At 38.5% G+C, this 24,118-nt stretch carries 40 protein-coding genes; 1 reads left to right on the forward strand and 39 read right to left on the reverse strand.

Annotated features, from left to right (window positions below; genetic code table 11):
* Window positions 1-106: 106 nt before the first annotated feature.
* On the forward strand, window positions 107-1,465 hold the full coding sequence (locus DXD92_RS12650) for a hypothetical protein (RefSeq protein ID WP_118640623.1): 1,359 nt from the start codon (window positions 107-109) through the stop codon (window positions 1,463-1,465).
* A gap of 40 nt (window positions 1,466-1,505) precedes the next feature.
* Here DXD92_RS12650 and DXD92_RS12655 read toward each other — a convergent pair whose 3' ends face one another.
* The 39 genes from DXD92_RS12655 to DXD92_RS12825 form a co-directional block, all read right to left on the reverse strand.
* On the reverse strand, window positions 1,506-1,868 hold the full coding sequence (locus DXD92_RS12655) for a hypothetical protein (RefSeq protein ID WP_117801182.1): 363 nt from the start codon (window positions 1,866-1,868) through the stop codon (window positions 1,506-1,508).
* A 192-nt stretch (window positions 1,869-2,060) separates the two neighbouring features.
* Window positions 2,061-3,854: a phage tail tip lysozyme gene (locus DXD92_RS12660; RefSeq protein ID WP_118640624.1), complete on the reverse strand. Its 1,794-nt coding sequence runs from the start codon at window positions 3,852-3,854 to the stop codon at window positions 2,061-2,063.
* Window positions 3,851-4,219: a hypothetical protein gene (locus DXD92_RS12665; RefSeq protein WP_147399303.1), complete on the reverse strand. Its 369-nt coding sequence runs from the start codon at window positions 4,217-4,219 to the stop codon at window positions 3,851-3,853. Before DXD92_RS12665 ends, DXD92_RS12660 begins: the two co-directional genes overlap by 4 nt.
* 107 nt (window positions 4,220-4,326) lie before the next feature.
* A complete protein-coding gene (locus tag DXD92_RS12670) occupies window positions 4,327-4,833 on the reverse strand; it encodes an SLOG family protein (protein WP_118640626.1) in 507 nt (168 codons plus the stop codon).
* Between the two features lie 114 nt (window positions 4,834-4,947).
* Window positions 4,948-5,103, reverse strand: a complete 156-nt coding sequence (locus DXD92_RS18575) for a hypothetical protein (RefSeq protein ID WP_158568351.1) — start codon at window positions 5,101-5,103, stop codon at window positions 4,948-4,950.
* A gap of 81 nt (window positions 5,104-5,184) precedes the next feature.
* Window positions 5,185-6,000, reverse strand: coding sequence for a hypothetical protein (locus DXD92_RS12680; protein WP_117802117.1), 816 nt, complete (start codon window positions 5,998-6,000; stop codon window positions 5,185-5,187).
* Window positions 6,001-6,159: 159 nt separating this feature from the next.
* Window positions 6,160-7,668, reverse strand: coding sequence for a phosphodiester glycosidase family protein (locus DXD92_RS12685; RefSeq protein WP_118640627.1), 1,509 nt, complete (start codon window positions 7,666-7,668; stop codon window positions 6,160-6,162).
* Window positions 7,669-7,802: 134 nt separating this feature from the next.
* The gene (locus DXD92_RS12690) at window positions 7,803-8,192 is read right to left on the reverse strand and encodes a hypothetical protein (RefSeq protein WP_117802119.1); all 390 of its coding nucleotides are present in this window, start codon (window positions 8,190-8,192) and stop codon (window positions 7,803-7,805) included.
* On the reverse strand, window positions 8,189-8,458 hold the full coding sequence (locus tag DXD92_RS12695) for a hypothetical protein (RefSeq protein ID WP_117802120.1): 270 nt from the start codon (window positions 8,456-8,458) through the stop codon (window positions 8,189-8,191). The genes DXD92_RS12690 and DXD92_RS12695 overlap by 4 nt, the downstream gene beginning before the upstream one ends.
* A gap of 160 nt (window positions 8,459-8,618) precedes the next feature.
* A complete protein-coding gene (locus DXD92_RS12700; protein WP_118640628.1) occupies window positions 8,619-8,996 on the reverse strand; it encodes a hypothetical protein in 378 nt (125 codons plus the stop codon).
* 57 nt (window positions 8,997-9,053) lie between these two features.
* Entirely contained in the window at window positions 9,054-9,353 is a 300-nt protein-coding gene (locus DXD92_RS12705) for a hypothetical protein (protein WP_118640629.1), read from the reverse strand.
* A 178-nt stretch (window positions 9,354-9,531) separates the two neighbouring features.
* A complete protein-coding gene (locus DXD92_RS12710; protein ID WP_118640630.1) occupies window positions 9,532-9,792 on the reverse strand; it encodes a hypothetical protein in 261 nt (86 codons plus the stop codon).
* Window positions 9,793-10,011: 219 nt separating this feature from the next.
* Window positions 10,012-11,541, reverse strand: coding sequence for a DNA cytosine methyltransferase (locus DXD92_RS12715; protein WP_118640631.1), 1,530 nt, complete (start codon window positions 11,539-11,541; stop codon window positions 10,012-10,014).
* A gap of 177 nt (window positions 11,542-11,718) precedes the next feature.
* Complete coding sequence (locus DXD92_RS12720) at window positions 11,719-11,913, reverse strand: hypothetical protein (RefSeq protein WP_117802129.1); 195 nt, start codon at window positions 11,911-11,913, stop codon at window positions 11,719-11,721.
* 37 nt (window positions 11,914-11,950) lie between these two features.
* Complete coding sequence (locus DXD92_RS12725; RefSeq protein ID WP_118640632.1) at window positions 11,951-13,411, reverse strand: DNA cytosine methyltransferase; 1,461 nt, start codon at window positions 13,409-13,411, stop codon at window positions 11,951-11,953.
* A gap of 524 nt (window positions 13,412-13,935) precedes the next feature.
* Window positions 13,936-14,820: a DUF5688 family protein gene (locus DXD92_RS12730; RefSeq protein ID WP_117802131.1), complete on the reverse strand. Its 885-nt coding sequence runs from the start codon at window positions 14,818-14,820 to the stop codon at window positions 13,936-13,938.
* A gap of 329 nt (window positions 14,821-15,149) precedes the next feature.
* Entirely contained in the window at window positions 15,150-15,464 is a 315-nt protein-coding gene (locus tag DXD92_RS12735; RefSeq protein WP_147399304.1) for a hypothetical protein, read from the reverse strand.
* Window positions 15,465-15,644: 180 nt separating this feature from the next.
* On the reverse strand, window positions 15,645-16,370 hold the full coding sequence (locus tag DXD92_RS12740; protein ID WP_118640634.1) for a hypothetical protein: 726 nt from the start codon (window positions 16,368-16,370) through the stop codon (window positions 15,645-15,647).
* A 258-nt stretch (window positions 16,371-16,628) separates the two neighbouring features.
* Complete coding sequence (locus DXD92_RS18580; RefSeq protein WP_117802134.1) at window positions 16,629-16,913, reverse strand: hypothetical protein; 285 nt, start codon at window positions 16,911-16,913, stop codon at window positions 16,629-16,631.
* Window positions 16,879-17,052: a hypothetical protein gene (locus tag DXD92_RS18585; RefSeq protein WP_158581785.1), complete on the reverse strand. Its 174-nt coding sequence runs from the start codon at window positions 17,050-17,052 to the stop codon at window positions 16,879-16,881. Before DXD92_RS18585 ends, DXD92_RS18580 begins: the two co-directional genes overlap by 35 nt.
* Window positions 17,053-17,139: 87 nt before the next feature.
* A complete protein-coding gene (locus DXD92_RS12745; protein WP_118640635.1) occupies window positions 17,140-17,349 on the reverse strand; it encodes a hypothetical protein in 210 nt (69 codons plus the stop codon).
* A 9-nt stretch (window positions 17,350-17,358) separates the two neighbouring features.
* Window positions 17,359-17,649: a hypothetical protein gene (locus DXD92_RS12750; RefSeq protein WP_118640636.1), complete on the reverse strand. Its 291-nt coding sequence runs from the start codon at window positions 17,647-17,649 to the stop codon at window positions 17,359-17,361.
* A gap of 24 nt (window positions 17,650-17,673) precedes the next feature.
* Window positions 17,674-18,117 (reverse strand): hypothetical protein, encoded by a 444-nt coding sequence (locus DXD92_RS12755; RefSeq protein WP_118640637.1) that lies wholly within the window; start codon window positions 18,115-18,117, stop codon window positions 17,674-17,676.
* Between the two features lie 150 nt (window positions 18,118-18,267).
* Window positions 18,268-18,633, reverse strand: a complete 366-nt coding sequence (locus DXD92_RS12760) for a hypothetical protein (protein WP_118640638.1) — start codon at window positions 18,631-18,633, stop codon at window positions 18,268-18,270.
* A 29-nt stretch (window positions 18,634-18,662) separates the two neighbouring features.
* Window positions 18,663-18,953 carry a hypothetical protein gene (locus DXD92_RS12765; protein WP_117802141.1) on the reverse strand — a complete coding sequence of 97 codons (291 nt, stop codon included), beginning with the start codon at window positions 18,951-18,953 and terminating at the stop codon, window positions 18,663-18,665.
* A 41-nt stretch (window positions 18,954-18,994) separates the two neighbouring features.
* Window positions 18,995-19,204, reverse strand: a complete 210-nt coding sequence (locus tag DXD92_RS12770) for a hypothetical protein (RefSeq protein WP_117802142.1) — start codon at window positions 19,202-19,204, stop codon at window positions 18,995-18,997.
* 22 nt (window positions 19,205-19,226) lie between these two features.
* Window positions 19,227-19,520, reverse strand: a complete 294-nt coding sequence (locus DXD92_RS18370) for a hypothetical protein (protein ID WP_147343066.1) — start codon at window positions 19,518-19,520, stop codon at window positions 19,227-19,229.
* A gap of 42 nt (window positions 19,521-19,562) precedes the next feature.
* Window positions 19,563-19,721, reverse strand: a complete 159-nt coding sequence (locus tag DXD92_RS18590) for a hypothetical protein (RefSeq protein WP_158568353.1) — start codon at window positions 19,719-19,721, stop codon at window positions 19,563-19,565.
* Window positions 19,722-19,750: 29 nt separating this feature from the next.
* Entirely contained in the window at window positions 19,751-20,074 is a 324-nt protein-coding gene (locus DXD92_RS12775) for a hypothetical protein (RefSeq protein ID WP_117802143.1), read from the reverse strand.
* Between the two features lie 12 nt (window positions 20,075-20,086).
* Window positions 20,087-20,278, reverse strand: a complete 192-nt coding sequence (locus DXD92_RS12780) for a hypothetical protein (protein ID WP_117802144.1) — start codon at window positions 20,276-20,278, stop codon at window positions 20,087-20,089.
* A 38-nt stretch (window positions 20,279-20,316) separates the two neighbouring features.
* On the reverse strand, window positions 20,317-20,574 hold the full coding sequence (locus tag DXD92_RS12785; RefSeq protein ID WP_117802145.1) for a hypothetical protein: 258 nt from the start codon (window positions 20,572-20,574) through the stop codon (window positions 20,317-20,319).
* Entirely contained in the window at window positions 20,574-20,882 is a 309-nt protein-coding gene (locus DXD92_RS12790; protein ID WP_117802146.1) for a hypothetical protein, read from the reverse strand. The genes DXD92_RS12785 and DXD92_RS12790 overlap by 1 nt, the downstream gene beginning before the upstream one ends.
* 44 nt (window positions 20,883-20,926) lie before the next feature.
* On the reverse strand, window positions 20,927-21,223 hold the full coding sequence (locus DXD92_RS12795) for a hypothetical protein (protein WP_117802147.1): 297 nt from the start codon (window positions 21,221-21,223) through the stop codon (window positions 20,927-20,929).
* 43 nt (window positions 21,224-21,266) lie between these two features.
* Entirely contained in the window at window positions 21,267-21,698 is a 432-nt protein-coding gene (locus tag DXD92_RS12800; protein ID WP_118640639.1) for a hypothetical protein, read from the reverse strand.
* A 107-nt stretch (window positions 21,699-21,805) separates the two neighbouring features.
* A complete protein-coding gene (locus tag DXD92_RS12805) occupies window positions 21,806-21,988 on the reverse strand; it encodes a hypothetical protein (RefSeq protein ID WP_117802149.1) in 183 nt (60 codons plus the stop codon).
* A 33-nt stretch (window positions 21,989-22,021) separates the two neighbouring features.
* Complete coding sequence (locus DXD92_RS12810; protein WP_117802150.1) at window positions 22,022-22,264, reverse strand: hypothetical protein; 243 nt, start codon at window positions 22,262-22,264, stop codon at window positions 22,022-22,024.
* A gap of 26 nt (window positions 22,265-22,290) precedes the next feature.
* Window positions 22,291-23,214, reverse strand: a complete 924-nt coding sequence (locus DXD92_RS12815; protein WP_118640640.1) for a hypothetical protein — start codon at window positions 23,212-23,214, stop codon at window positions 22,291-22,293.
* Between the two features lie 117 nt (window positions 23,215-23,331).
* Entirely contained in the window at window positions 23,332-23,667 is a 336-nt protein-coding gene (locus DXD92_RS12820; RefSeq protein WP_117802152.1) for a hypothetical protein, read from the reverse strand.
* 9 nt (window positions 23,668-23,676) lie between these two features.
* Entirely contained in the window at window positions 23,677-24,057 is a 381-nt protein-coding gene (locus tag DXD92_RS12825) for a DUF3846 domain-containing protein (RefSeq protein ID WP_147399305.1), read from the reverse strand.
* Window positions 24,058-24,118 lie beyond the last annotated feature (61 nt).

Below are 24,118 nucleotides of genomic sequence, written 5' to 3' on the forward strand. Positions count from 1 at the left end.
TGACGAATCAAAAGAAGAATAAATTTTATGTACGTGAAAAACGTTTTTTGAAATTATTTTCCATACTATATATCGGAAACAAAATATACAAAGGAGGAATTTGATTATGTGTAATTCAGAAATGGATCTCGGACTGGAAGCATCCAAATATAAAAATCCGAGATTCGATATTGTTTCAAGAATCGCGTATCTGCTAGGCGTATCGGAGGAGTATTTTTTAGGTGAAGAAAGCAATTTTGATGAGACAATCTATACGGGGCTGGAGGAATGTAAAGATGCAAGGATTGTCCGGAATTTGTGTATTATTCGGACTGCATTATTAAGAAACAATGGAAGAATCCGGAATTTGTTTCAGTATGATATGAAAAATATTGATACAATTCCGGAATATATTGACCCGGAATGTATTAAAAAGCTCAAAAAGGATGACGTAGATATCTGGAGAGCTAATTGGACCCCGGCGAAATACGTTGTGTTAGTCAGTGCTGAAATCAAAAAGTATATCAATGGCTGCAAGAATAGTTTTCCACTATGGCTTAATTGGGACTACGTAAAAGATATGTTTTGCCTTCCGGAACTCAAAGAAAGACAAGTTTCAAAGCTGGTAGAATCGTATGGAGAAAAACGGAACCGATTTCCCTATACGATGTATGTCGTAGGGGCATTATCTGTAGAAGTAGGGAATATCTTGTACAATGATGAGAAGTTTGTAAGTTATCTGTACAGGCGAAACGGAGATGTCTTTGATGATCTTTCTAAGGTGACGGATGCCAGCGACGAAATCAAAAAGAATATTAAGGATTATATTCGGGACAATCAGGAAATTACGATTGTTGTGGATTGTGAAAATGCAAACCCATATAAGCTCTACTCTGTTTTGGACGGACTTGAGCCAGCAACACGAGAACACATCAAAAAAATTGTTTTATATAACGATGTACATACTACGGTTACCTGGCGATTGCTGCAGCGATTGATTCCGGGGGTAGAACACAAAATGATTCCGCGGGTTAAGGCAGATAAGTCTTTAGTGGACATTTCTTTGGCTGTCGGAACAACAAGGGAATATTTTGAACAAGGAACAAAAGCTTTCATTTTGGTATCGTCTGATTCGGATTATTGGGGACTGATTAAGGGGCTGCCGGAATGCAGTTTCCTTCTGTTGGTTGAACAGGAAAATACCAGTTCCGCAATTAAAAGTGCAATGATACGGAATGGGATTCCATACGCGGAGATTGATGATTTCTGCTCCTCGAATCTTGAAAAAGTGTATGCGCTGGCACTTAATCAAGAAGTCCAGAATGCCCTTGGAAAATACGGATTTTGTATGGATGACATACTGGCTAAGGCGGTTGAAAATATCCGGATTAATTTGTCCCCAAACGAAGTGGAGCAGTACAAACAGAAATACTTGAAAAATTTGCACACGGTTCAGAAAAACGGATATATATCTTTGGAAATTTAATGGCGAAAAAAAAGAGATGTCAGTCGGCATCTCTTTTTTACTACTCTTCTATCTTATAATTCCCTTCTTGTGAGTATATGACTCGAAAATTTTCTCTTCCATGGTGATAGAGAGATCTGTTTTTGTAAACGTAGATTGTTATTTGCTCTGGAAAGCCGACATCATAGGAAAAACGAATATTTTGAAAGCCATTATGAAGGGTTTTGGCAATTAAATCTTTTGCGTATTCATTCTTGTTCAAAAATAAAGTGTTGGCAATTACACTAAATTCCTGAGTATAGGACGTATCAGAGGCGGTCGAAAAAGAATTCACCACACGTTCCTTACGGCCCCATTGTAAATAAGCTACTGATAATAGAATGATAAAAGCCATCATTGCAATAACTATATGTTTCTTTTTCACATCCAACCCCTCCTCATTAACGATGCTCATACATAAATAGACTCGTAATTAATATTGTACGCCAAATAATGTTGATATAGCAACCAAAATCGTAAAAGAAGTTATAAAAGATAATAAAATCCGACTGATTCCAAGCAGAATTGCTTAAATCAGTCGGATTTTGGGTAACATGGAGATTTTTTTGAGAAAGTTTTATTCTACGGGTGACTGGTATTCCTGGAATACCTCATAAATCTGTTTGGCTGCCGAAACCCGCTCGATTTCTTCACGATCAAGGTCTTTGCATTTTTCGTATTCGCGCAGAAATGCAGTGGCAGCATCTTCAACGCTGTCTGAAGTTTTAAGACGTTCTAACAGCGAAGGATTATGTTTTTCCAGATAGACGATAAGGCTATCCAGCTGCCCAGAAATAGACCCTAAGCTCTTCCCTTTATCAATGGTATATTTGCACAGATAGGACTTGATTTCAGGATCTGTGAAGCCGCATAAACCATACCCATATCTACCACCACTGTAAATACCCAAAGAAGAGCTGTGAATGACTTCTTCACGGCTGATACTGCCGGCATCAACCAGTGCAGTATACTGCGTACCAGTGAGTCCGGATTTCTTCACAGAACCGCTTTCCAGAAGTGTTGGGTCCAGATCTGTAGAGGCTTCATTTGCAATGTTGCCCATAATACCGGCGGTTCCTTCCTTGGAAAAGCCATGCATACGCAGATAATTCCAAATTTTTTCAGCATTGGTATCTCCGATCTCATCATTAGATGTAAAACGGCGGATGGTAAGAATGGTGTCACTATCTACCTTCCGGGTATCGACAATGCCCTGATCTTCATTAAGGGCTTCTACGATTTTTCCATTTCCGTCATAGAGAGCAACGTGTCCATCGTAGCAGACAACATCACCAGCTTTTACATCAGCAAGGCTTTTTACCTCTTCGCCCAGTGATCTCCAGCCATAAGAGGTGGTATATTCACCATCGTAAGCGCCGCAGCGTGTCAAAATCTGCCATACAAAATGGGAGCAGTCGATTCCATTCGTGAGCGAATTTCCGCCCCAGACGTAGGAATTTCCGACGAACTGTTTGGCAAAAGTGATGATTCCTTCGCCGGAAGAATTGGTTACATCATAAACCGTTTCTTTTTTATAAGAAAACGCTTCATTTTCTTCAGGATCAATTACCTGTTCAGCAAGCTCCATATTGTCTTCTCCAGTCCGGGAAACGTAGGTTAATGCCGTTTTTCCCTGCTGCAGATAGTTGCTTTTGACAAAGCCGCGGACATCGCCAGATTCGATGTATACCCATTTTTGATCTGAATCAGAAATAACATAACAAAGAGCTTTTGGAGAAAGGGTTCCGACAATACGTGACTTTGTGGAAGCGGATTCTCTGACATTAAGCCTTGTGTTGACCTTTGCATAAGCATACACTTTATCAACGCGGGCAAACCCGGCACGAAGATCCTTTTTCCCTATGTAATTTTCATAGTTAATTGTCTGACTCCAATCTTCTACTGCAGCCGCTTCTGCCGCATTATCGGAAGAGGGATCTGCGTCTTTTGTGGATGTAGAACTGGAATTTGCATCTTTTTTAGTGGATTCAGAATCAGCTTTTGGCTTAGTCTCAGAGGTTGATGCGTCTGGTGTTGGAGCTTTGGAAGGCTCTGGAGCCGGAGTAACGGATGGGGTGACAGATGGGGTAACATCTGGTTCCGTAGGTGCCGGATCTTCTGAGTCATCTTTTTCCTCTGGTTCCTTAGAAGTATCAGATGACGAGTCTTCTGGCTTTTCCGGTGTTTCAGATGCGCCAGAATCAGAATCTGTTTTTTCAGATACAGAATCATCTGTCGAGACATCACTTGAATCCACTACAGTTTCCTGCCCGGATGCTAATGGTTCTGCATAGGCGGATGCTGGAGTGAGAAACATTCCTGCAGCCATGCTAAGAACGGTAAAAGTAGTGCTGACTTTCTTTGATTTCACTTTTTGTCCTCCTGTAAATTTGATTTATAAATATCAACGCCCGTAACTAAGCAAAATTCATCAGCAGTAAGCTGGAAAGGAATTGATTCCTTTGCATGCTCCGCTACGGTGCAGATATTATCAGATAACTGAATCAGATCAATATAGGAAACAGGCTCAGATGGCTGAACGCGGTCAGACATACAAGCTCCTGTATCATTCGAAATCTGCAGATATTCTTTTCCATATGCATTCTCTTTGGTAATATGCACATAGGTGGCTTCCGAACCGTTTTCATACAACTTCAAAAAATTAGCAGCATATGAGTTCTTATCTGGTTTTGGAAGGGAAATTTCATTCAAAAATTCTAATACTGTTTTGATCATTAAATTATTGGCCGTAATCATACATTAAAAAACATGAAACAGCGTCCTCCTTCTTTGGTAAATTTTGTTTCTAAGTATAGTATTGTAAATATTTAAAAAATTTTCACTCAAAGATGTTCAAAGTAGTCATCTGCGCCCCAAAGAAGGTTATCAGCGAGGTTTGTAGTCCATATTCCATTATCAATTGCATAATCTATGATGGATTGCGTATAAGGCGCAGTCTTGGAATCCGAATAGTAAATACAATAATTACTACCATCAATAAGCTGCTGATTACGCTCTGAATAGATGCCTTTTCGATAAGCAGAATAAGAATAACGATAAATACTGTATTGCATAACCTGTTGTAAGCGTTGCTGGTCTTCCATCGTCCACCTTGAGGTATAATGGGGATATGGGAGCAGCAGAATCATCTGGATATAGGGATAATATTGTTTGAAATTCAGAACTTCTTCCGCAGCAACTAAGTCAAACCCATATGAGCCACCACACGCAAAAAAATAGCCTCCTGCATTCAGATAATTCAGAATAGCCTGCTGCAGACGGGGGCGCAAAGCCCACTGTTCATTTAATGATAAGTCTCTGTTTCCGATAAATGTGCATGCTTTAGCCATGTTGATGCTCTCCTTGAAATAATTTCTATATATTGAGTATTGTAAATATAAAATAAAAAAGGTCCTGAATCTTCAAAATGAAGTCAGAACCTTTGTGGCTATGGGGATTTTTGATTATTTGCAGCAAGGATCTGTATCAAGGCAGTCGATCATAGCATCGTAGCCATTTTCACTGTTCTGAAACAGAAATTTACGCGCGTTGCGTTTGTTTGTAAAGTCTTTCTCCGGTACAGATGGGCCGGAAACGATGTAGTGTTTTGGGTTACGCATAAAAAGTTTTTTCAAAAAATTCAGCATAATATAATCCTTTCTTGATAAAAAATATCATTTGAGCATAGTCGTAAAATAGATTTAGTTCCGTGCGGAAGTACATACATCTTCGTATTTGATCGATTTTTGATAATCTTCTGGAGAAATTGGGATAATTTCTGAAATCTCATCAAACTCGGGCCGAACATGTTTTTCAAGGTAGTCCATATCAAAATAGGGCATTTTAAAAGCCAGCGTATCTTCATAATGAGGATTTACCTTGAAGTAAAGTGGAGGCTTTGGCGAATTTTCAATCCTCAGAATTTCCGGAATCGAATATCCAAGATCTACAGGAACCCAGTTATCCTCTTCTCCTTCCGGGATTTTTTCGTCAGGTACAGCACCCATGTTGGCATAAAGTTCTGCCGTAGTTGATTCAGGATATAAGGAAGCAATACGACGTAACGTATCCTCAATGCATGCTGAAAAATCCGATGATCCAAGTACAAAGTTAGCTGGGACAATGCAATGGCAAGGAAAATCAATTCCGATAGCAAAATAAGTTGCCATCTGTTCGCCATCTTTCAAAATAGCATACAAGATATCGTTGTCCAGAGTCCATTTGAACGTGGGGAGCAAAGGATCAATATCCGCATCATTTCCAGTAAGTTCTACGTAAGTGGCACCATATAACATTGCATAATCCAGAATCCGCTCCAGATCAGGTGCGACACCAAGGGAATCAAGCAAATTGTAGTCACGCATATTAGGGGTTACCGGAATATATTGCATACTGTGAATACGGCAGATAGATGACTGTCCATCATGGGAACAGCTATTATCCTGAAAACTTGTGAAATAATAGGTCATTTGTGAAAGATGCTTTCTGTTTAGACGCAAAATTTTAATAGGTTTCATAAATATACTCCTTGACAAAATGTATTTCAGATCTTATAGGTTTCGGTACTCCTTTCATCGTTTATTTGATCTGATGAAAATAGTATGAAAAATTAGCCCGAAAACAAAAATGTCATTATAAATGGGAGAGTTTCCCATCCAATCCAGAGCTATGAATATTTATGGCAAAAAGCTCAGAAAATCGACAACCGGACGTTCATCGTATTGCGCAGGTGTGTTTAATAACTTTCCATTCACGACAAGGGAACTGCTACCGCCGCCGTCCATGCTTCTTGCATAGGTACATCCAAGATTGGCGAAAATACTCTGCAATTCAGCAAAAGACAATCCATTTTTGTACTGTGCCGTTCCGGCAGTAATCATATAATACTCTCCTGGCTGAACCATACCGATTGCTGTTCGGTTATAGTAAGTATTATTTATTTTTTGCTGATTTGCCAAATCTACTTTTTGACCGTCCTGGATTAGCAGTGGATCAGCTGTCCCCCAAATATCTTTGACTCCGGATGCAAGGAGTGTAGAAGCTGAAATTCCAGCCGATGGAGTATAAAACTTTCCAGTGTTGTCCAGGCAGATTTCTTTCCCATTCGTCACACCGTCTTTTAAAATTTTTCCATCTTTAATAAAACATCCAGCGCATACAGGTTGCCCACTATCATATGAAAAATAACTGCCGTTTGTTGTGACTGCTGCTCCTGTACGGCCGGCATATGTAGTCGGATATTCTCTATAGCTGCCCCAACTGTCATTTGATAGTCCGCCTTTGACTTGATTAGATGGATCGTTGACGATAATATGGGTTAAGAAATATTCACCGCTCTCCGTGTATTTTTGCTGAACGGAAACGAAAATACTATCGGTTGTGACATTAGATACACTATTATCTAATTCTGCCTTATAGGTCTCGGCGGCGACGACAGCAGCTGTTTTTTGCTTTGCAGTGATTGTTGATGTATATTCTTTTCCAAGATAGGTAACAGAAATATCATTATTTCCTGCTGCCAATGAAATTGTGTCAGAAATTTCAACATCATCTACAGACAATTCTTTCTTTTCGTTGCCACTATACGTGACTTCATAAGAAAAATCAGATTTTGGATAATCCCCTTCATAGAGAAGTTCTTTACTTTCCATTGACAATTTGCTGATCGTGTTCAGTGGAATCTCATACTGCTCCTCGCCCAGAATAGTCTTTGCAGTTACAGTATGATCATCTGCAGTTAAAATTTCAGGAGTCTTTGTGAGTTCAAAATCGGATACGGCCAGTTCCTTTTGGGTATTATCCGCATAAATAAGCTTCGCAGATATGTCTTCCGAGTGGAAAGAATCTCCTTCGTAGATCGGTCCATCCGCATAACTCCATGCGATATGATCGGCTTTAATAGCTTTTACAGGTACAGATACGGACATATCTCCGTACGTCACAGTAATGCGTTGGATGGACTTAGACAGCTTTTTAGGGCTGATAGAAATGTCTGTTACCGGATTTTTCCTTCCGAGCAGGCTTACAGTGTTTGCATGAAAGCTTTTGGCAGAGACTGCATCGTACTGATAAGGTGTTTTACCAGCGTAAGTAGCTTCCAATTTGCATGGAATAAACCATGCGGCAGATAAGGCAATGCCTAGAAGGCAAATACCTGTTCCAATAATAAGTTTTTTGTGTCTCAATTTTTCATACCTCCTATTGTATTTGTTGTTCAAATATAGTATTGAAAACACAATGGGATTTTTTGAAAAATTGAAAAAGGTTCCGGAAACACATGCATCTGCAGTGTTCCCAGAACCTTTCTGAATAGTGCTTTTTACTTGTTTTCCAGCAATTCTTCAATACGATCACATAATAACTCAAAAGCTGAAGTACCGGCTTTTCCACTCTTTAAAACGGCTTCTCTGAGCGCTTCTACTGCTTCGGGTTCTGTCGTACAATCCGTATTATCAGAAATGCAGGTGTAAATTCTGCATGCAAGCTCATAGTCGGCAGCCCTTTCAGGATCTTTACCAATCTGTTTGCAGAGATCCAAATAATTCTCAATGGATTGGTGAAACATTGCGTTGACCTCAAGAATGGATCTTCCATGAAAATTCAAAGAATCAGAAATGCAGCGGACCTCACCTACATAGATCTTATCTTCTGGTTCGTATGATATATCAGCAGTGTATCCTTTATAGTTTATGGAAAAATTGATTTTCATAAGCTGCTCCTTTCTGTAACAATTTTTTCTCTACGAGACATATTGTCCCGAATAATACCATAATTAAGCTCTTCAGGCGATTTTGAATGATATTCCTGGAATCGCTGGCGGGCTATGTCGGAACTCTCTAAACCGGAAAATCCGCCGGAATATTCCTTTTTTGTGTTATAGAACTTCAGATCGAAGCCTTTTCGAGTAAACGAATCCATATTATCATGCATGATCTTCTGAAACGAAACAAGGCATTCTCCATAGAGTGTTGCCATCTGACGGATTCCTTCTACGGAATTACCCAGCGTTTTTATGGTGCCTAAATGAAGCGCGTCTATTTTGTACGTAATAGACCAGGCTCCGCGGATAGAAAGATCCAGATAATATCCCTCGTTATATCCCGGAGAAAGGACAAAAAGTGGATCAAATTCGTATTTAATTTTCTAAAATATAATTATGGTCAAAATTCCCTTGAGAATTAAATGTACTAATCATATCAAAAATATTATTGCGAAGCATGGTTAAAATATCGCTTGATAGATGACAAATCATTTCTGTATATTCATTATATTCATCATCTTTTAATAGACAATGACAACCTAGCCACTTATTTTCTGCATTTTCTTTGATCCAATTTGAGTCAGTTGAAAATGATTCATAAACTTGGTTTTCAAGATTTACTTCATGTTCAGAGTTGGGGTCATCTTTTAAGAACCATTGAAAGTTTCCTAGTTCATTACAGGCTGTATGACATACTAAATAAAAGTCTGCATTTTTATTTTCTCTTGCAATTGTTATAAATTTTTTTTGCATATTATTTGTCTCCTTTTAATTATCTTCACCTTGAGCTATCATCAGTTAAATCCTTATTTAATCAAATCTCTTATCGTATTTTTTATCTTCTACAAGGTCAACATCTGTATAATTATCAAGGCATTTCTCATAATGCCCCTCTTGCTTAGTAATTCCTGCATATGTTTCATACGGATTAGGAAGATTATGTTTTTTACAACATTCATAGCAGATTACAAAACTTCTAGTTTTTTCTCTATTTCCATATGGTTCATTATCTGTATGATACCTAGCAAAATTTTGAAAAGGTGTCATAGATAACAGCGTTGCCGTTCTATCACAGTCTTTTCCACAAAAATCACATATAGCGTGTATCATGCTCATTACCTCTCTTTCTAATCTGATATTAATAGAATTGTAAAAAAAGCACACGATAAAAATAAACTTTAATTTTTATCATGTGCTATAAAACAGGTTATGTTTTATGTAAAAAATATTCAATACATTAAAGATTTATTTTACTATCTTTTGGAACGGTCACATTTAAGACAATCTTTCATCGTTGCATAGCATCCAGAATAGCTTGTCGTTCTTTTTCAGCTTCTACTAAATCAATATCAAAAAATTCAGCAAGTAACTTTTCTTTATTGATATAGTCTCCGTTACCCATAACATTGGCAAATGGACTTTCTCTCTTTTGTTTTCTGTCAAACATGGTATATTTTCTTAAGAGCCAATCAAGAAATTCTCCACAAAGCTGTGATTGTTCCTGAATTTCAATCATTATATCCAGCGTTGGTGTTTCAATTTTATTCATATTTTCATCCTTCTTTTCCCATGAAAGCAATTTTTCATTTGCAAAATTTAAATTACTATTCTTTTAATGATTTCACAATCATTTTTACATTTTGCGCATCACCGTTATGTGCTTTCCGGTGGTGCGTAGTTTCTTTAATATATACAGTTTTTCCGGACTTATATGTCCGCATGTGTCCGCGGGTCTTCCAAGCGTCTACGTGAAAATTCCGCACAATATTTATGCAAATTTCAACTGTCCATTGCGCTCAGTTTGGATTCTGTCTGGGCGACAAATGGGCTGCCTTTCTGCTTTGCACAGTTCAGGAAGATTCGCTTTTACAAGGGCGGCTGGTATGGGTGGGCAAACGGCATTGCCACATCTTTTAACCTGCTCTGCTCTCTGATAGGTCTTTCCCGTATAGTCATGATCGATGATATAATCACTTGGAAAGCCCTGGCATCCATAAAGTTCCTGTGGTTCCAGCATTCTCAGCCCAATATCTACGATTTGATAATCCGTTCCTGAAATTGTAACAAGCCCTAATTTATCTTTGGTAGTTATGACATTTAATGGTTCTTTCAGGTCTCCTTCGCTACGATTTCCATAGAATTTCAAAAGAAAGGCTCTTACTTCACCGAAATGTCCGTCTCCGGCTGTGATGGTAGGAAGAGGATTCCGAATGTCCTTTCCATCGCAGTGATTATTCATCTGAACAAGAGTTGTAGCCACAATGCTGTTATGATCCCATGCAGTAACAGTAGGTAATGGATTTTTCATGCATTCTCCTGCTCCTTTATATCCTCCTGAATAATATTTGTGCAAAAATGCAGAAATTTTTCCTGATTTGCAGGGAGCAAGCGTCGGCCGCACAATTCCATACCCATTTTTCGCTGTGATTGTAGGGAGCGGGATGTGTAAATCCCCTGCTTTCCGATCTCCACCGTGGTTGCATTGGACAAGAAAAGGTTCTGGGTTCTCTAAGATATATTTTTGGATTCCTCTTGCAATCCGCTCCATCGTTTTCGGAGAAAGCGGTCTTTGCGCACGGATGCCATATTTTTCCTTAATTTCTTCTGCCGTATCAAAAATACTTGGGCAAGGACGCTGAAAGTCGATTTGCGTGTAGGCTCCCAGATATGGCTTTAAATGCCCATTTTTGACTTCTGGGCTATCAGCCGGCGCATGCGTAGGTGAGGGCCATACAATAGGCTTTCCGTCGCATCGAGCAATCAGAAAAAATCTCTTTCGGGTTGTAGGTGCGCCATAATCAGCAGCAATCAGCTCTCGATATTGAACCTCATATCCTAAATCATTGAGCTGATGAACAAATTTCTGAAATGTTGTGCCGCGTTTGGCTTTGATTGGATGATGCTGCCTGTTAAGAGGCCCCCATCCTTTGAATTCCTCTACATTCTCCAGCATAATAACTCGCGGACGTACTAATCCCGCCCATCTGCAGGCTACCCAGGCCAAGCCACGGATGTTCTTATCCTTGGGCTTTCCGCCTTTTGCTTTGCTGAAATGTTTACAATCTGGTGAAAACCAGGCAAGCCCTACTGGACGTCCATTGCAAACCTTAACAGGATCTACCATCCATACATCTTCGCAATAGTGTTTTGTGTTTGGATGATTGGTCTGGTGCATTCGAATTGCCTCTGGATCGTGATTTATAGCAATATCAACGCTATAACCAGTAGCAAGTTCAATGCCTGTACTTGCCCCGCCACCGCCAGCAAAGTTGTCAACGATTAATTCTCCGTTGATCATGTTAATTCTCCTTTTTTGACAAAATGTATTTCAGATCTGATTTGTATACTCCTTTCCTCGTTTATTGATCTGATACTGATAGAATTAGAAAGAATGTAAAAAACAAAAAATGCAGGTCTTTTTGGGGGCGGTATTTGCAATAAGAAAAGGGGATGCTGCTCGCACCCCCTGGGTTGTTTATTTCGTTTTCCGATATCCGCGTTCAATATTTTCGTCTCTTGGAACGAAATAAGGATATCCATGAGAATCATACTTTAATTTCAGATATACTTTTTCTGTTCGATGTGTCTTGGGATTGTCCAGAAGTGCATATATCTGGGATGCTTTCGGCGGCTGACGTTTCAGCTTTTGAAATAATACTGTCCATAACATAAAATTTTCCTCCTTCTATTTAACATTCAAATATGTACTACACACTAAGGATCGGATCGCAATGATACCGGAGCAGGGCTTCTTTGGTGACCTTTTTGATCAGACTACCTATTGCGTAGGTACATCCGTTTCCACACTGCTGCTGACGTTCCCCGATCGTTCCATGAAATTCGAAACGCTGATCAAATCCCATTAAGGCAGAAGCTTCTGCTACAGTTAATGTTCGGTTTTCTGTTGGATGAATAATGGGGAGCTTTCTCCAATTGACAATGGTAGGAGATACAGAATCATAATCCAGTCGATAGTAGCGATCTGAATGCATAGTTTTATTATCACGAAATTCAGGAATGTCTTTGAAATTATGTCCGGGCCGGACGAGAGCCATTCTCTTCTCTGTTTCCGGACGGCTTGTAGTTACATCAAAGTAGTTATACCATTTGGATGTGACTTTGGATAATGCTTCACGGACCGTATGGAATGGGTATAATTTGAGCTGTGGAAGCTGAATTTTACCGATACGAGATCCGATAATGATCGCCCTTTTTCGGGTGGTATATCCGCCAATATCGCAGTCTCGTACAATGTTGGATGTGATTGTATACCGATGGCTCAATTTTTGCAGCACTTTGGAAAGAAATTTTCCGCTTTCACAGGTGATAAATTGCGGAACGTTTTCAATTACAAAAATTTCCGGATAATTTTCCTGTGTGATGCGAATATATTCATCCACAAGATCAACATCTTCATGATTCTCCATTCTTCTCCTTCGATTACTGGAAGAGAATGGTTTACAGGAAGGCCCGCCTATGATCAGGTGCTGTGGAGGGATCTTTCCCGAAACTTCCCGGACATCACGGCACACAATATGATTTCCTATGTTATGTCGATACGATTCACAGGCAGCCGCATCAGAGTCACATGCGTAGTTGATTTCAAAGGCCGGGTCCAGATGAAATGGCCAGTCCAACATGCCTGCTCCTGAAAATAAAGACATAACAGAAAATACAGATCGTACTTCCTCATTAACGGTTGTATTCCAGTCAGAAAATCCGATGGAATACAAATATTCCGCAATGCTGATTTGCCCTTCAATGCCAGCGGCAGCCTTTAAAACTACTTTGGATACGCTGAGTTCAGCAAGGACACGTTCAATGGGAACGATTTTGTCCTTAATACTGCGGATGCAGCGTACGATAATTTTGTCCTGCAGAACCTCCATTTCCATATGACTGCATCTGGAAACTGCATCGCGTACTTTTTTACTCCTAAGATCAAATAGGGCATTTATGTTGGCTCCAGATCTCTTTTTGGAAATTTTAAGGCCGCTCTTAGAAGGGCGAATGATAATGCAAGTTGGGCGGACTTCATAAATATAATGGCCGCCGGGATAATATTGTTCGTTTGGTGTTATAGAGAAGGTTAATCCTCTATTTGATGAATGCAATTTTTTCATTTTTTCTCCATGGACATATTGTATTTCAGATCTGTTATTTGACATACTCCTTTCTGCTTAAATTGATCTGATATAGATAATATTGGAAATTGCGTGCAAAATAACATGCTTCTATCAATCAAGATCCATCAAGAAACATTTGCAACTCATTGCATTTCGGACTTGAATATGTTATATTGAAAATAGTCAACCTACGAAGAATAAAGCTGGGTTCCCGAATGGGAGTAGGTACTTTTGTACTTAGAATCCTTTGCTCCATAGGTTGACTATTTTTTTGTTTTGAAACATTTTGTATTTATTCGTTTTTTTGCAAGCATCATAAGATACTCTTCCACTGCGGCTAAAATGACATCCACATCGGTTCCTGTCCTCGGAACATGTATCTGCAACGCATTTCTGTACATCACCGTATCAATATGAGACTCCTGGAAAATAATCCTTGAAAACTGCGCGTCGCATTCTTGTTGCTTCAGTGATGAAGTTAGGCGCGCAAATTTTTTTGAAAAATAGACAAAAGCACGGCTGATACATTATGCCCGCCACATTTTATTGGATGATCTAACTCTTAACTATTTGATGATAGTAGAAAAGTTCCCTTCCGTCCGATCGAACTTATAAATAGAAGTTCCAAGAACCGTTGCTTTTGGAGCAAATTTTCGAAGAGCAGAGTACAAAATAGGAGCGATCTCATCAACGGAGCATGCCGTGAACGTTGCTGCCGGGACAACCAAAACATGATAAATGCTTAACTGTAAAACGTAAAGATCATCCTGTAAATAATTTGCCAGCTTCTGAAAATACTCAGAGAACAGCAAAACAGCATTTCTGTGTTTTTCACAGGAAACTATATAAGAATTTGCCAAAATCGGATTTTGTTGAATGGTTTTTGGCTTCGGTTTTTGAAGTTTAAAATCAGAATCAGAGATATTTCTTCGCACTGCACTATCAAGTTCTGCTGCAGTAATTTCCAATTCGCTCATCATTGCACTGGAGACGACACACATACCTCCCCCAAACGCTGTAACATCAAGGTCTAGCATGTATAATACAGTAAGGTCAAAAAAGGTTTTTGACGGTGCCGCAAACGGTAAATGTTCGCATGCTGCAGATGGAAACATCTGATAAAAAACATGATCTAATATATACTTTTTCGAGAGGCAAGACGAAAAGTCTGTTTTGTCAGCCTCGGACTCAGCTTCAAAAAATGTATTGATGATTACAGACGCAGCTCGATTCATGGAAATTTCATTCTGATTGACCGCCTTTACAAATGGATCAAGCGCAATAACAGGGACTAAGCTGTCTCCCGCTGCCTTTTTTACGATTTCAATGAAATACGTTGAGTCGAACTCTTTGAGGGATTCCTCAAAATGTCGTGTGGAGATCGAAACTTTATACTGATCTCCTAACATTGCTGCTACGGTTGCCACAAGTTGTTTTCTGGTCTTTTCCATATTTTTTTACCTCTTAATGTGTATTTCAGAACGTTTTAGTGCATGTACGTCTGATATTTATAGAATTGAAAAAAAATGGAATTGTAATTTTCACGTACGAAAAATATTTTTAGACAAAAAAACACGGCAGATGCATTATTTATGCTGCCGTGTTTTTTTGTGATTATCAGATGTTATGTTATATCCGTCTATATCATATCGCCTCGAGTAAAATAAAAACCCCGGAGTTTGCCTACCTCCGAGGTTTTTGCTACTTATTATGAAAATAGCACTTCATTTTTAGTATCTATCCATATACATTATAGCATATGAAAGCAAGAAACGCAATATTACAAATACGGTAATTCTATGCCAGAACATACGTTTTCACCCCGAAAACAATCCCCGCAATACTCCCATATGCCAGCCTCGACTTTCTTAAATGTAGCATAGGTGGGCTTTTCGAAACCATTTTCTGCAATTCGATGTGAGACAGGTTCTCCAATTTGAGAACAATCACTTCTCGTGCAGGCAGGGGGCAGCATACCAAGAAGCTCATCCAAAAGATCTTCTGTAATATAGCATCCCACTTCGCACGCATCAAGTCCAAAATAATGTTCCCGGTCAATGAGTTCTCTCCCATTGATAATAATACTCTCGCTCAATGGAACACCTTCATAGTCTGCTTCCCGGATAATGAGTTCTTCGTGGAACCATGGGTGTGATTCATAATTCCGTTTATATATTTCGGCAATGGCGTTTTGGAAAAATCTGGGAATTGCCAGCTGTTATGTCGTATCCCTTTATATTATATACAACTTTATAACCTTTAAGGGTTTGTAGCATCATAAGTCATCCTCCATTTCGGCAGATACGGTAAGCTCCCTTTTCATAGCATCGCAGATTCGTAAAATATGTGAGTAACCGTCGGATTGGCTCATCGTCAATTGAGCAGCAATTTTTTCGATTTCACTCACATAGTCATTTAACTGAGATTTATAGGAAGAGTTCTCGGGATTTTCCGCATTATCGGGACGACCAGTCGCATCTGTGAGCAAGTCTCTTGCCTTGAGTTCCTCGAGACTTTCTTTGAAAAGAATATCAGTGTCTCTTACCTTGGGATTCTTGAGACTTTCCCTGGTGACAGGATAACCAATCGCATCTGCATGTGCTTTTTCGTATTGTTTGAGCTTATCGTTGCACCGATGAAGTCCTCTGTCCCCAGCAATCCTCCGATAGAGATTCCACCATTCGGCGTTATCTAATGCAGTCGGCATATCTTCCAAAAAGTTATTGAATTTATCAATATCTTCGTCGGACAATACCCCATTTACCCCATTTCCGATGCTGTTACGGCATTTTACAATGCCGCCCAGACAAAAGTTGTCAACATGTCCATACTGACACAAATCTCTGGCCAACATCAGATCACCATATAATTCTAAAAACTTGGGGTTACTTTTCTCTTTGGCAAGCTGCTCATGAAACATATTGCAAATGAGAACAAGTTCTGATGCACTTAAAGTTACGTTTGCATTAGCGTTTTCCTTCGAAATACTTTGAATGTTCATTTTCGTTCCTCACTTTTCTTTTTGAATTGTCACTTCTGGATTAACACATTTCCCAATATTGTATTAACCGATCGAATTAACCATTGGATTTATTTGCTTTTTCACGGCTCTTTAAAAATATGAATCCTTCGCGGGAATACGATGTCATTGTGATTTTTTCTCCTACGAGTATCGTTTTATAACGCTGTTTCTCTAACTGCTTTTTTGTACGAAACAAATTTAGATTTTTAAGCATAACATTTACCCTTCCATATCCTTTTAGGACCTATAAAACGGTGCAATACCACATTGTTCCTTGAAAGACCACGTAGACTGGTAATCGACAACATTGCAGCAGGTTCCGTCTGCAAAACGGACATATTCAGCATCCAAGTGTTCTACATAATCATCCAGAACACGATTTGGGTAGGGGCTGCAGATGATTTTTCGTCGTCCAATATGCAAAATTTCGTGTGTAATAAGATTTACCTTGCACGGTGACTCAAGAATCGTCCTTCCGTCATCCCATTTAGTAATGTATTTTGCTCTTACTTCTGCTTTCATGGCAGTTTCCTCCGTTTTCCTTTTCAATTTGTATTTTTTCTCTTAAGATCTGTTCTACTTCATTGGCAAAATCGGCCGTTACCACTGTTGGGGTTCCTGCCAATGCATTCATCACAACTTCAATCCCTTTCTCTGTCATAGCTGATCTCCTATCCCAATGTTATTTTTAATACTTTTCATAAGTAATAAAAGCAAGCGATAATATTACCCGGGACCATAAAAATTTTTATGCTCCGTAGCTCCTAGTGATTCCGTTCAGGGCAAGCTTTAGGGGCATATGCTCTTTGTTCATCTCTGATAGCACAATCAGGAGCAGTACAGTTTTTGCAACGTGGAACAGGTGTGTAGCGATATTTATTTCTACACTTGGCAGAGCAGAATAGTTGATCAGTTCTGCTCTGTGTAAATGGCCTGCCACAATTCCAACATAGACCATAACATTTTTTCAATTGACGTACCATCCTTTTATATGCTCTTCGAAAACAGCTTTTGCTTTAAACGCAATATCTTTGCAGTCATTAACCCAGTCATCATATTCGTCCATAAACAGCTCATATGCATACTCTAGGTTTCCGCTTTCTCTCCAAACATAATATCCAACTAATAGTTCAGGTGAAGTGAAGAATTTGAAAAAGATGTCTTTTTCCAAAAAACTTGTTTCTCCATCTTCTTTTTCAAGCTCAATTTCATTTTCCAGCTCTTTCCATCTTTGCAAAAAAAGTTTTTGATAATCCATATGTTACTCCATTTCCAAATTTTTTTATATGCCAACTTTCAATCCCATTGACTTCTCCCATTCTTCAACGAGGCAATTAATAATATCATCTGGAATATCCACATCGGCAAATTTTCCATCATACACCCAGTCATAAGCAGCGCTCCATCGATCACTATGCAGCCATTCTGCCTTACCTATCCATTTATGAAATTGGTTATTCTTGAAAGAACACCAATCTTCATAGGTACTGGTTTTTTTAAGAAAATTTTGGGCTTTTTTAACCATTTCCATATCTGCAACAGGAAAAGCCTTCTTTTTAATATCAGGATAATCCCCGTTCCATCCATCCCATTGTGAAAATATGATTTCTCCGTTTTCATCGTAGACTTCACAACCTAATCTCAATGCTTCTTTTACGGCATCTTTTAAAGAGGAAAGGTTATTTGCCTTTTCGGTCCCATACCAATCGTAACATCGGTATTTCATGATTTTTCATCTCCTTGACAAATTGAATTTCAGATCGATGTATTATTATGCTCCTTTCTTTAAATTGATCTGATATTCTTAGAATGTAAAAAGCGCGGACAAACAAAATGGCCGGGAATTCCCGACCATTCTGTATTGCCATGGTTTTTTTTATTCGACCTCGTATGAGTCCCATAATTCTTGTAAAGTCTTTCCGGTTTCTTGCATACAATATTCTTCCATTTTATCTAAGATGATTTCCTGCTCTTCCTCCGTTAAACGCCAATCAACAAGACGTTTGCAGCAGTCATCAAAGGAACGCAGACGGTATTCAGCATGGACTGATCCATTAGGAGTCCAGCATACATCAAAGCTAATCCAAGTATTATCCTTTTTGATAGTTGTTCCAAAATACTTATCAACATCAAACAACAGGGTACACTCGGCAGCAATCACATTATCTTCAACGCTAATCTTATTAGCGAAGCAAATATTTTCTTTTGTAAGATTGATTTCTCGCACATTTTTTTCTCGCATAGTTTTTCCTTTCTGTAATTATGACTTCATCATGCTTCATAATCGCCACAATAATTTGGGTTAATTTCATCTTCATATGCGTTAATAATTTCGCCATTTTGAAGTTTTACTTCATACATACAATTTATTTCATATCTCCGTTTACCATCTTCATTTCTATCCGTATCGTCCAACAGCTCCCTATCATAATCTTTTTCCGTGAGTTCCTTTATTACCTTTTCAACTCTCATACCATCATATTTTTTTAGATCGCTATCTGAACTAAAGAATTTATTGCCAGCGAGCTTTTTCTTATAACTTTCAGTTCTGTATTCTCTCATGATTTCTGCTCCTTTTTATACTATCACCTACATTTCTAAATTTATTTTCGTTTCCAGTTATTCGGCATTTTATGCACAGGTTTTCCTGGTTTGTAAGATTCGTTATTTTCGGAAATTCCAACAAACCGATTTTTATCTCCATTCAGATGCTCATGAATAAAATATTCTTTTACCGTCTCCATATCAGCATCGGCATCAACAAGATTTGCGCAATCAACTCCGTTGAGCATAAAACTTACATTGTATAACATGATTTTCCTCCATTTTCTGAAATCATCGTTTCATTACTTCTTCAATTTCTATAAATATACTACCTGACCTTATATCTTCTATTTCAATCAACCTATATTTTTTCCTGTTGTATTTTCTCAACGGATAACAAAGCAATAGCGTTACTTTATTAGAAATTCCTTTGTTATCAGTAGGAGTAGCATCAATGCAAGATCCACAAGAGCCGTCTTCTTTTGACCATCCGCGACCTCTTGTAATATGGTAAGAATTAAAATCCACATCATAGTTTAAATCTTTTTTGATTTTTTGTTTAAAATTATATTGTTCTTCTGTCATGTTATTCTCACAACCTTCCGTTGAAACTCTTGTTTTATCTCACTATGCTAAAGAAACTCCGCCTGGAAATCTATATAGTGGGAGTGGTTCTTCCCCTGGGTTTGTGTTTTGTACACCACATAAAACTCCTCTATATTCCCCATGCCATACTTCTAGTTCCCAATTATACTTTTCTGCAAATTTTTTCAGCTCTTCATTCATTTTAATTTCCTCCAAATTCATCGTTTACATCAGCTTTCAAGAATTGCCGTCATACACCAATTAATCCGTTCTAACAGTAAACTTCTACATTCAACAAGCTCTTTATCAGACATATCAAGCAAATCTGCTTGTAATTCTTTAAGCTGTTCGCGTAAAAAATCGTTATTTCCAGTATCAATTACATTTCCATTTTCATCCTCAGTGTAGTCATACTCCCAATCGCCTGATCCGGCATTTATAAATTCTCCGCCATCTGTGTTCTCCGCAGTTTCTTTTGCTTCTTCTAAGGAGTCAGCTTCTACATTCAGATACATAGAATTTGTTGATTTATACATAACCGTAAATTTTGACATAAAATCTTCTCCCTATTCTATAATTTTTCCATTCTCATTATCTGCAACATCAAGATCCCAGGCGTCTCCCTCAAAACCAGTAACTTCATTCAGGAGATGCATGGCTGCTTCTCTTGATACAGCTCTTACGACATATATACATTCATTACCATGTCTTCCGATAAACAATGTTTTTTCTTCTTCCGCTTTGATTAGTTCTTTCATGCTAGATTCCTCCAGAAATTAATAATAGGCTTCTCTTTTTAAACGCCGCTTTCTCGTTTCTGCAAACCTTTCAGATATTCGATTAGTGTACCGAAATCAGTATACCCGGCAGGGTTAATTGGTCGCCCATTCCACTCAGTATAAAATACACACGCATCGTTTGACGGAACGAATTCACAGTCCCCATTCCAATCATCTAAAATATCCTGAATAGATTTTGCTTTGATTAAATATTTTTCGCCGGCGGCATTTGCTGTAATGATAATGATATCCTGATGAAAAAAGAATGTTTCCATTATGCACCTCTTCTCTTCAGGCAGGCCCGACACATGCATTCATCCGCAACAATCATCTCCAGATCGTTTTTCTTATCGCAAACAAATCTATCAATGTTATATTTCCATCCATGACTCAGCACAATTCTATCTGACTTATCCCAGTATCCCAGTTTTTTCATTCCGGTCACAGAACCACTTTTGTCAAGGTTGGGATGCACACTGATGCCAAGACCAGTGGAACCATCTTCAATCCAAGCAATCCCATTATTAGTATCTCTATAAAGTTTTACATATGGCCTAATTTCTTTAATTAATTTCTTTGCCACAATATTATCCTCTTTTCTTGTCAAAATAGTAAAATCGCCGCTTCCTATGCTTCCTTTGTGGAATAATATTTCACGATCTTTTTGAAATTCTTGTCATTAGCATAGGCAACTCTAGGTTTTGTCCCGTTTGAATTAAATTCTGTTACACTTGAAATGGCATATCCCTGTACAGATAATTCTGCCAGATATACAAGCAAATTTAATTTACATCCGAGACTATCAAGCTGAATCTCTTTCTTTAATTTTTGTACTTCTTCGTCATAATTGTCATCTACTTCAACAATCATTTCAGAAGCATATGTATTGATTTTATATAATCTGTTATTGATTTTTCTCACCATATTATTTTCTCCTCAAAAATGCTGTCCGCGATTGGTTATAGAATCACCAATCGCAATCGTCGTTTGCTGCCCAATATTTGATTTCTAATTTCTCGTCCGTGACACAAGAAATATATTTCATTAGGATCGCTTCGTATTTTTTCTGACCCATATTTCTTGTCTTTTCATTGTAATACCATGGAGTATCTACGGATAATCCAAGGTATTGCACGCCATCTACGGTATCGCATGAGATATTAATGCCTTCAATATTTTCAATAATTTCTTTCAGGCAAGCGGCTGCTCCATAGTTCCCGCAGCCATCATCAAAATTGGAAAGAAAATCGCCGAAGGTACCGTCATTTTTTGTTTTATCAAGAAAATACTTTTCGGCAATATTGCTTGCATTCGTTTTCTGAAGAATTTCGAAGAATCTTTCAGCCTTCTGTTCATTATATTTTTTGATGTCTGAAATTTTTACGCCATAAATTAACATATAATTTTCTCCTATCTGTTTTATTTTACATCCGGCAGGACATAGAGATTCACTCCACCTGCCGGACATCTTGCCTTTCGGCATGCTTTGATCACATTTTGTCTATGTCATTCTTCTGAGGATTCAAAAACTAATTTGTATTCATGGAACCATTTTCGAACTGCTTCTACATCAGCAGAAATAACACAGCCATCCGTAAGCAGATACTCTGTTCCGCTGGATTGAGCCAGCTCCGCTTCCATTCGCTGCAGGATGCTCTTATTGTCTGGAATATTCGTTCTTTTGCTCATAGATATCCTTTCTCTATTAAACTATAAAGTCTTTTAGTGCTGACCAACATAGCCGGGATAATAAGCATCTGCAAGTGTGCTGACACGCTTTTCTGTACGAGTTCCGCCGTAATCCCAAAACTCGTACTCCTGCAGTACGCCGTCACTAAGCAGATATTCTCTCCATAAGCTTTTAGGATGAGACTGTGCTTTTTCCAGCGTCATTCCATACAGTTCATATACCTTTCCGTATTTTTCGGATAAGATCTTGGTAACATGGAAGTCAATTACGTTCATTCTCTTATTCTCCTTTGAAATCGTTTTTAAGATTTAAGATCTGCTACAGCCAGAGATGCCGTTTCCTCAATGCATTTCTGCAGATATTCATCAAAAGAAATATCTGTAAAGAATAGAAACAGATCTTTTACGGCCTGTTTATCGCCTGAACGCCGATAAATATTGAAAAGTTCCTCAGATGTTCCGGTGAGCTGCATATCTACCTTACTAAATAAATCTGCCAAGATGGTATCAGGATCGGTAAAGGCATCCGGATTCGTCGAATGCATTGAAAAAACTTTCTTCTCAACGGCATCCAATAAAGAAGCTGTTTCGGAAGGTTCCTTTTGGGAAGGATTGAAAAGTGACGGAAACATGAGCTTTGCCACTCCGCCGCTGTATCTTTCATCAAACCATGCCCAGATTTCTTCCTGATCAGTTCCAGCAGGAAAGTTAAACCATGGTTCAGCAAGTACAAGACGGTCTTCAGAATCCGGATCAAATGGGACATCCGTTAAAGATTTCCATAAATCTTCCAGTAACAAATCTGAAGATCTGTACTTTTTAACAGGAACTACTTTTCCCTTGTCGTTAGAAGCAAGAATCCAAATCTGCTCATAAGCTGGGAAAGGGAAACTCACTTTGGTGGCTGCCGCAAAAACCGCATCATCTAAGCTCGAAAAGAACTTTTTTGTCCCTTTGGGCCAGAGGAGCAGATAGGAATCTTCAAGCTCTAAATTCGGTAAATCATAAATGGTAACCGCCCATTCAATGCAATCGTATTCGGTATAGCCATTTCCACTTGTATAATGCGAATACGCCAGTTCAGCGTAGTCTTCTGCTTCTTCATCTGGTAATCCATAGACTGTGATTAATTCGTTTCTCATGAAACTCTTGATATGTTCAGAATGAGCCTCCATGATTTCTTCGTCTGTTAAGACAATTTCTTTTCCATTTCTGTAAATTTTCATATAATTTTCCTTTCGATACAATGTTTTTCAGAACGTATATTTAGTTACTCCTTTCTTTGATAATTTGTTCTGATACAGATAGAATAGAAAATTCTTCCAAAAACAAAAGCCGGGAGCTTATGCCCCCGGTTTTATCTCTTTTTTCAATGCTTTCAAGAAATCTTCTTTGCGTATTGTTTCCGATGAATACTTATTGAGATAGTCCAAAATATTTTTCTTCCCGGATATAATACTGAAAAATGCACTTTGCGCTTCTGCTGCGCTCTCAAAGTCAAAGCTGACGCGGAACAACTTTCCCTTTTTGGGATATGTTCGGCCATTATTGCAAATATTATTTTGTGCAACGGGATATAAAGCGATCGTTGCATTTTTTGCTGCCTTATATTCGCAGGACCAATCCTCTAAGTGAATAAGTATTCCATCAGGAGAATGTTCGCGCTGAAGTATTGTCATTTCATATCCTCAAATAAATTCTACATCACAAAGCAACGTATAATGGTGTATTGGACCTGATCCTTTTGTAACAACATGCATAAAATGCTTTTTCAGATGCTGAATTTCATCAAATGAGATTTCATGCATATCTTCATCTCCGCCTGAATTTCCCATGACAATGAGATTTCCCACCAGCATTGGCTGGCCATCATTATTTACAGCAGATACCAGTGCAGGACGCTTGGAAAGACCCTCATCATCGCAAATGATCTCATACTCTCGGTCACCGATAGTACGAGATACAATATCTATCGTCTGGCAGTGAATGAATTTTTGATAATCCTCCAGATCAAATACATCTACAGAGTGCGTTTTTCCTTCAATAACATCAATCAAATATCCTCTCACATTACATTCCTCGTATTATATAGTAGTAGTGTTTATAGACCCTCTCCAAGGTCTGTATGCT

The sequence above is a fragment of the Blautia sp. TM10-2 genome, from assembly GCF_003480845.1.
GTDB classification, from domain to species: domain Bacteria; phylum Bacillota; class Clostridia; order Lachnospirales; family Lachnospiraceae; genus Fusicatenibacter; species Fusicatenibacter saccharivorans.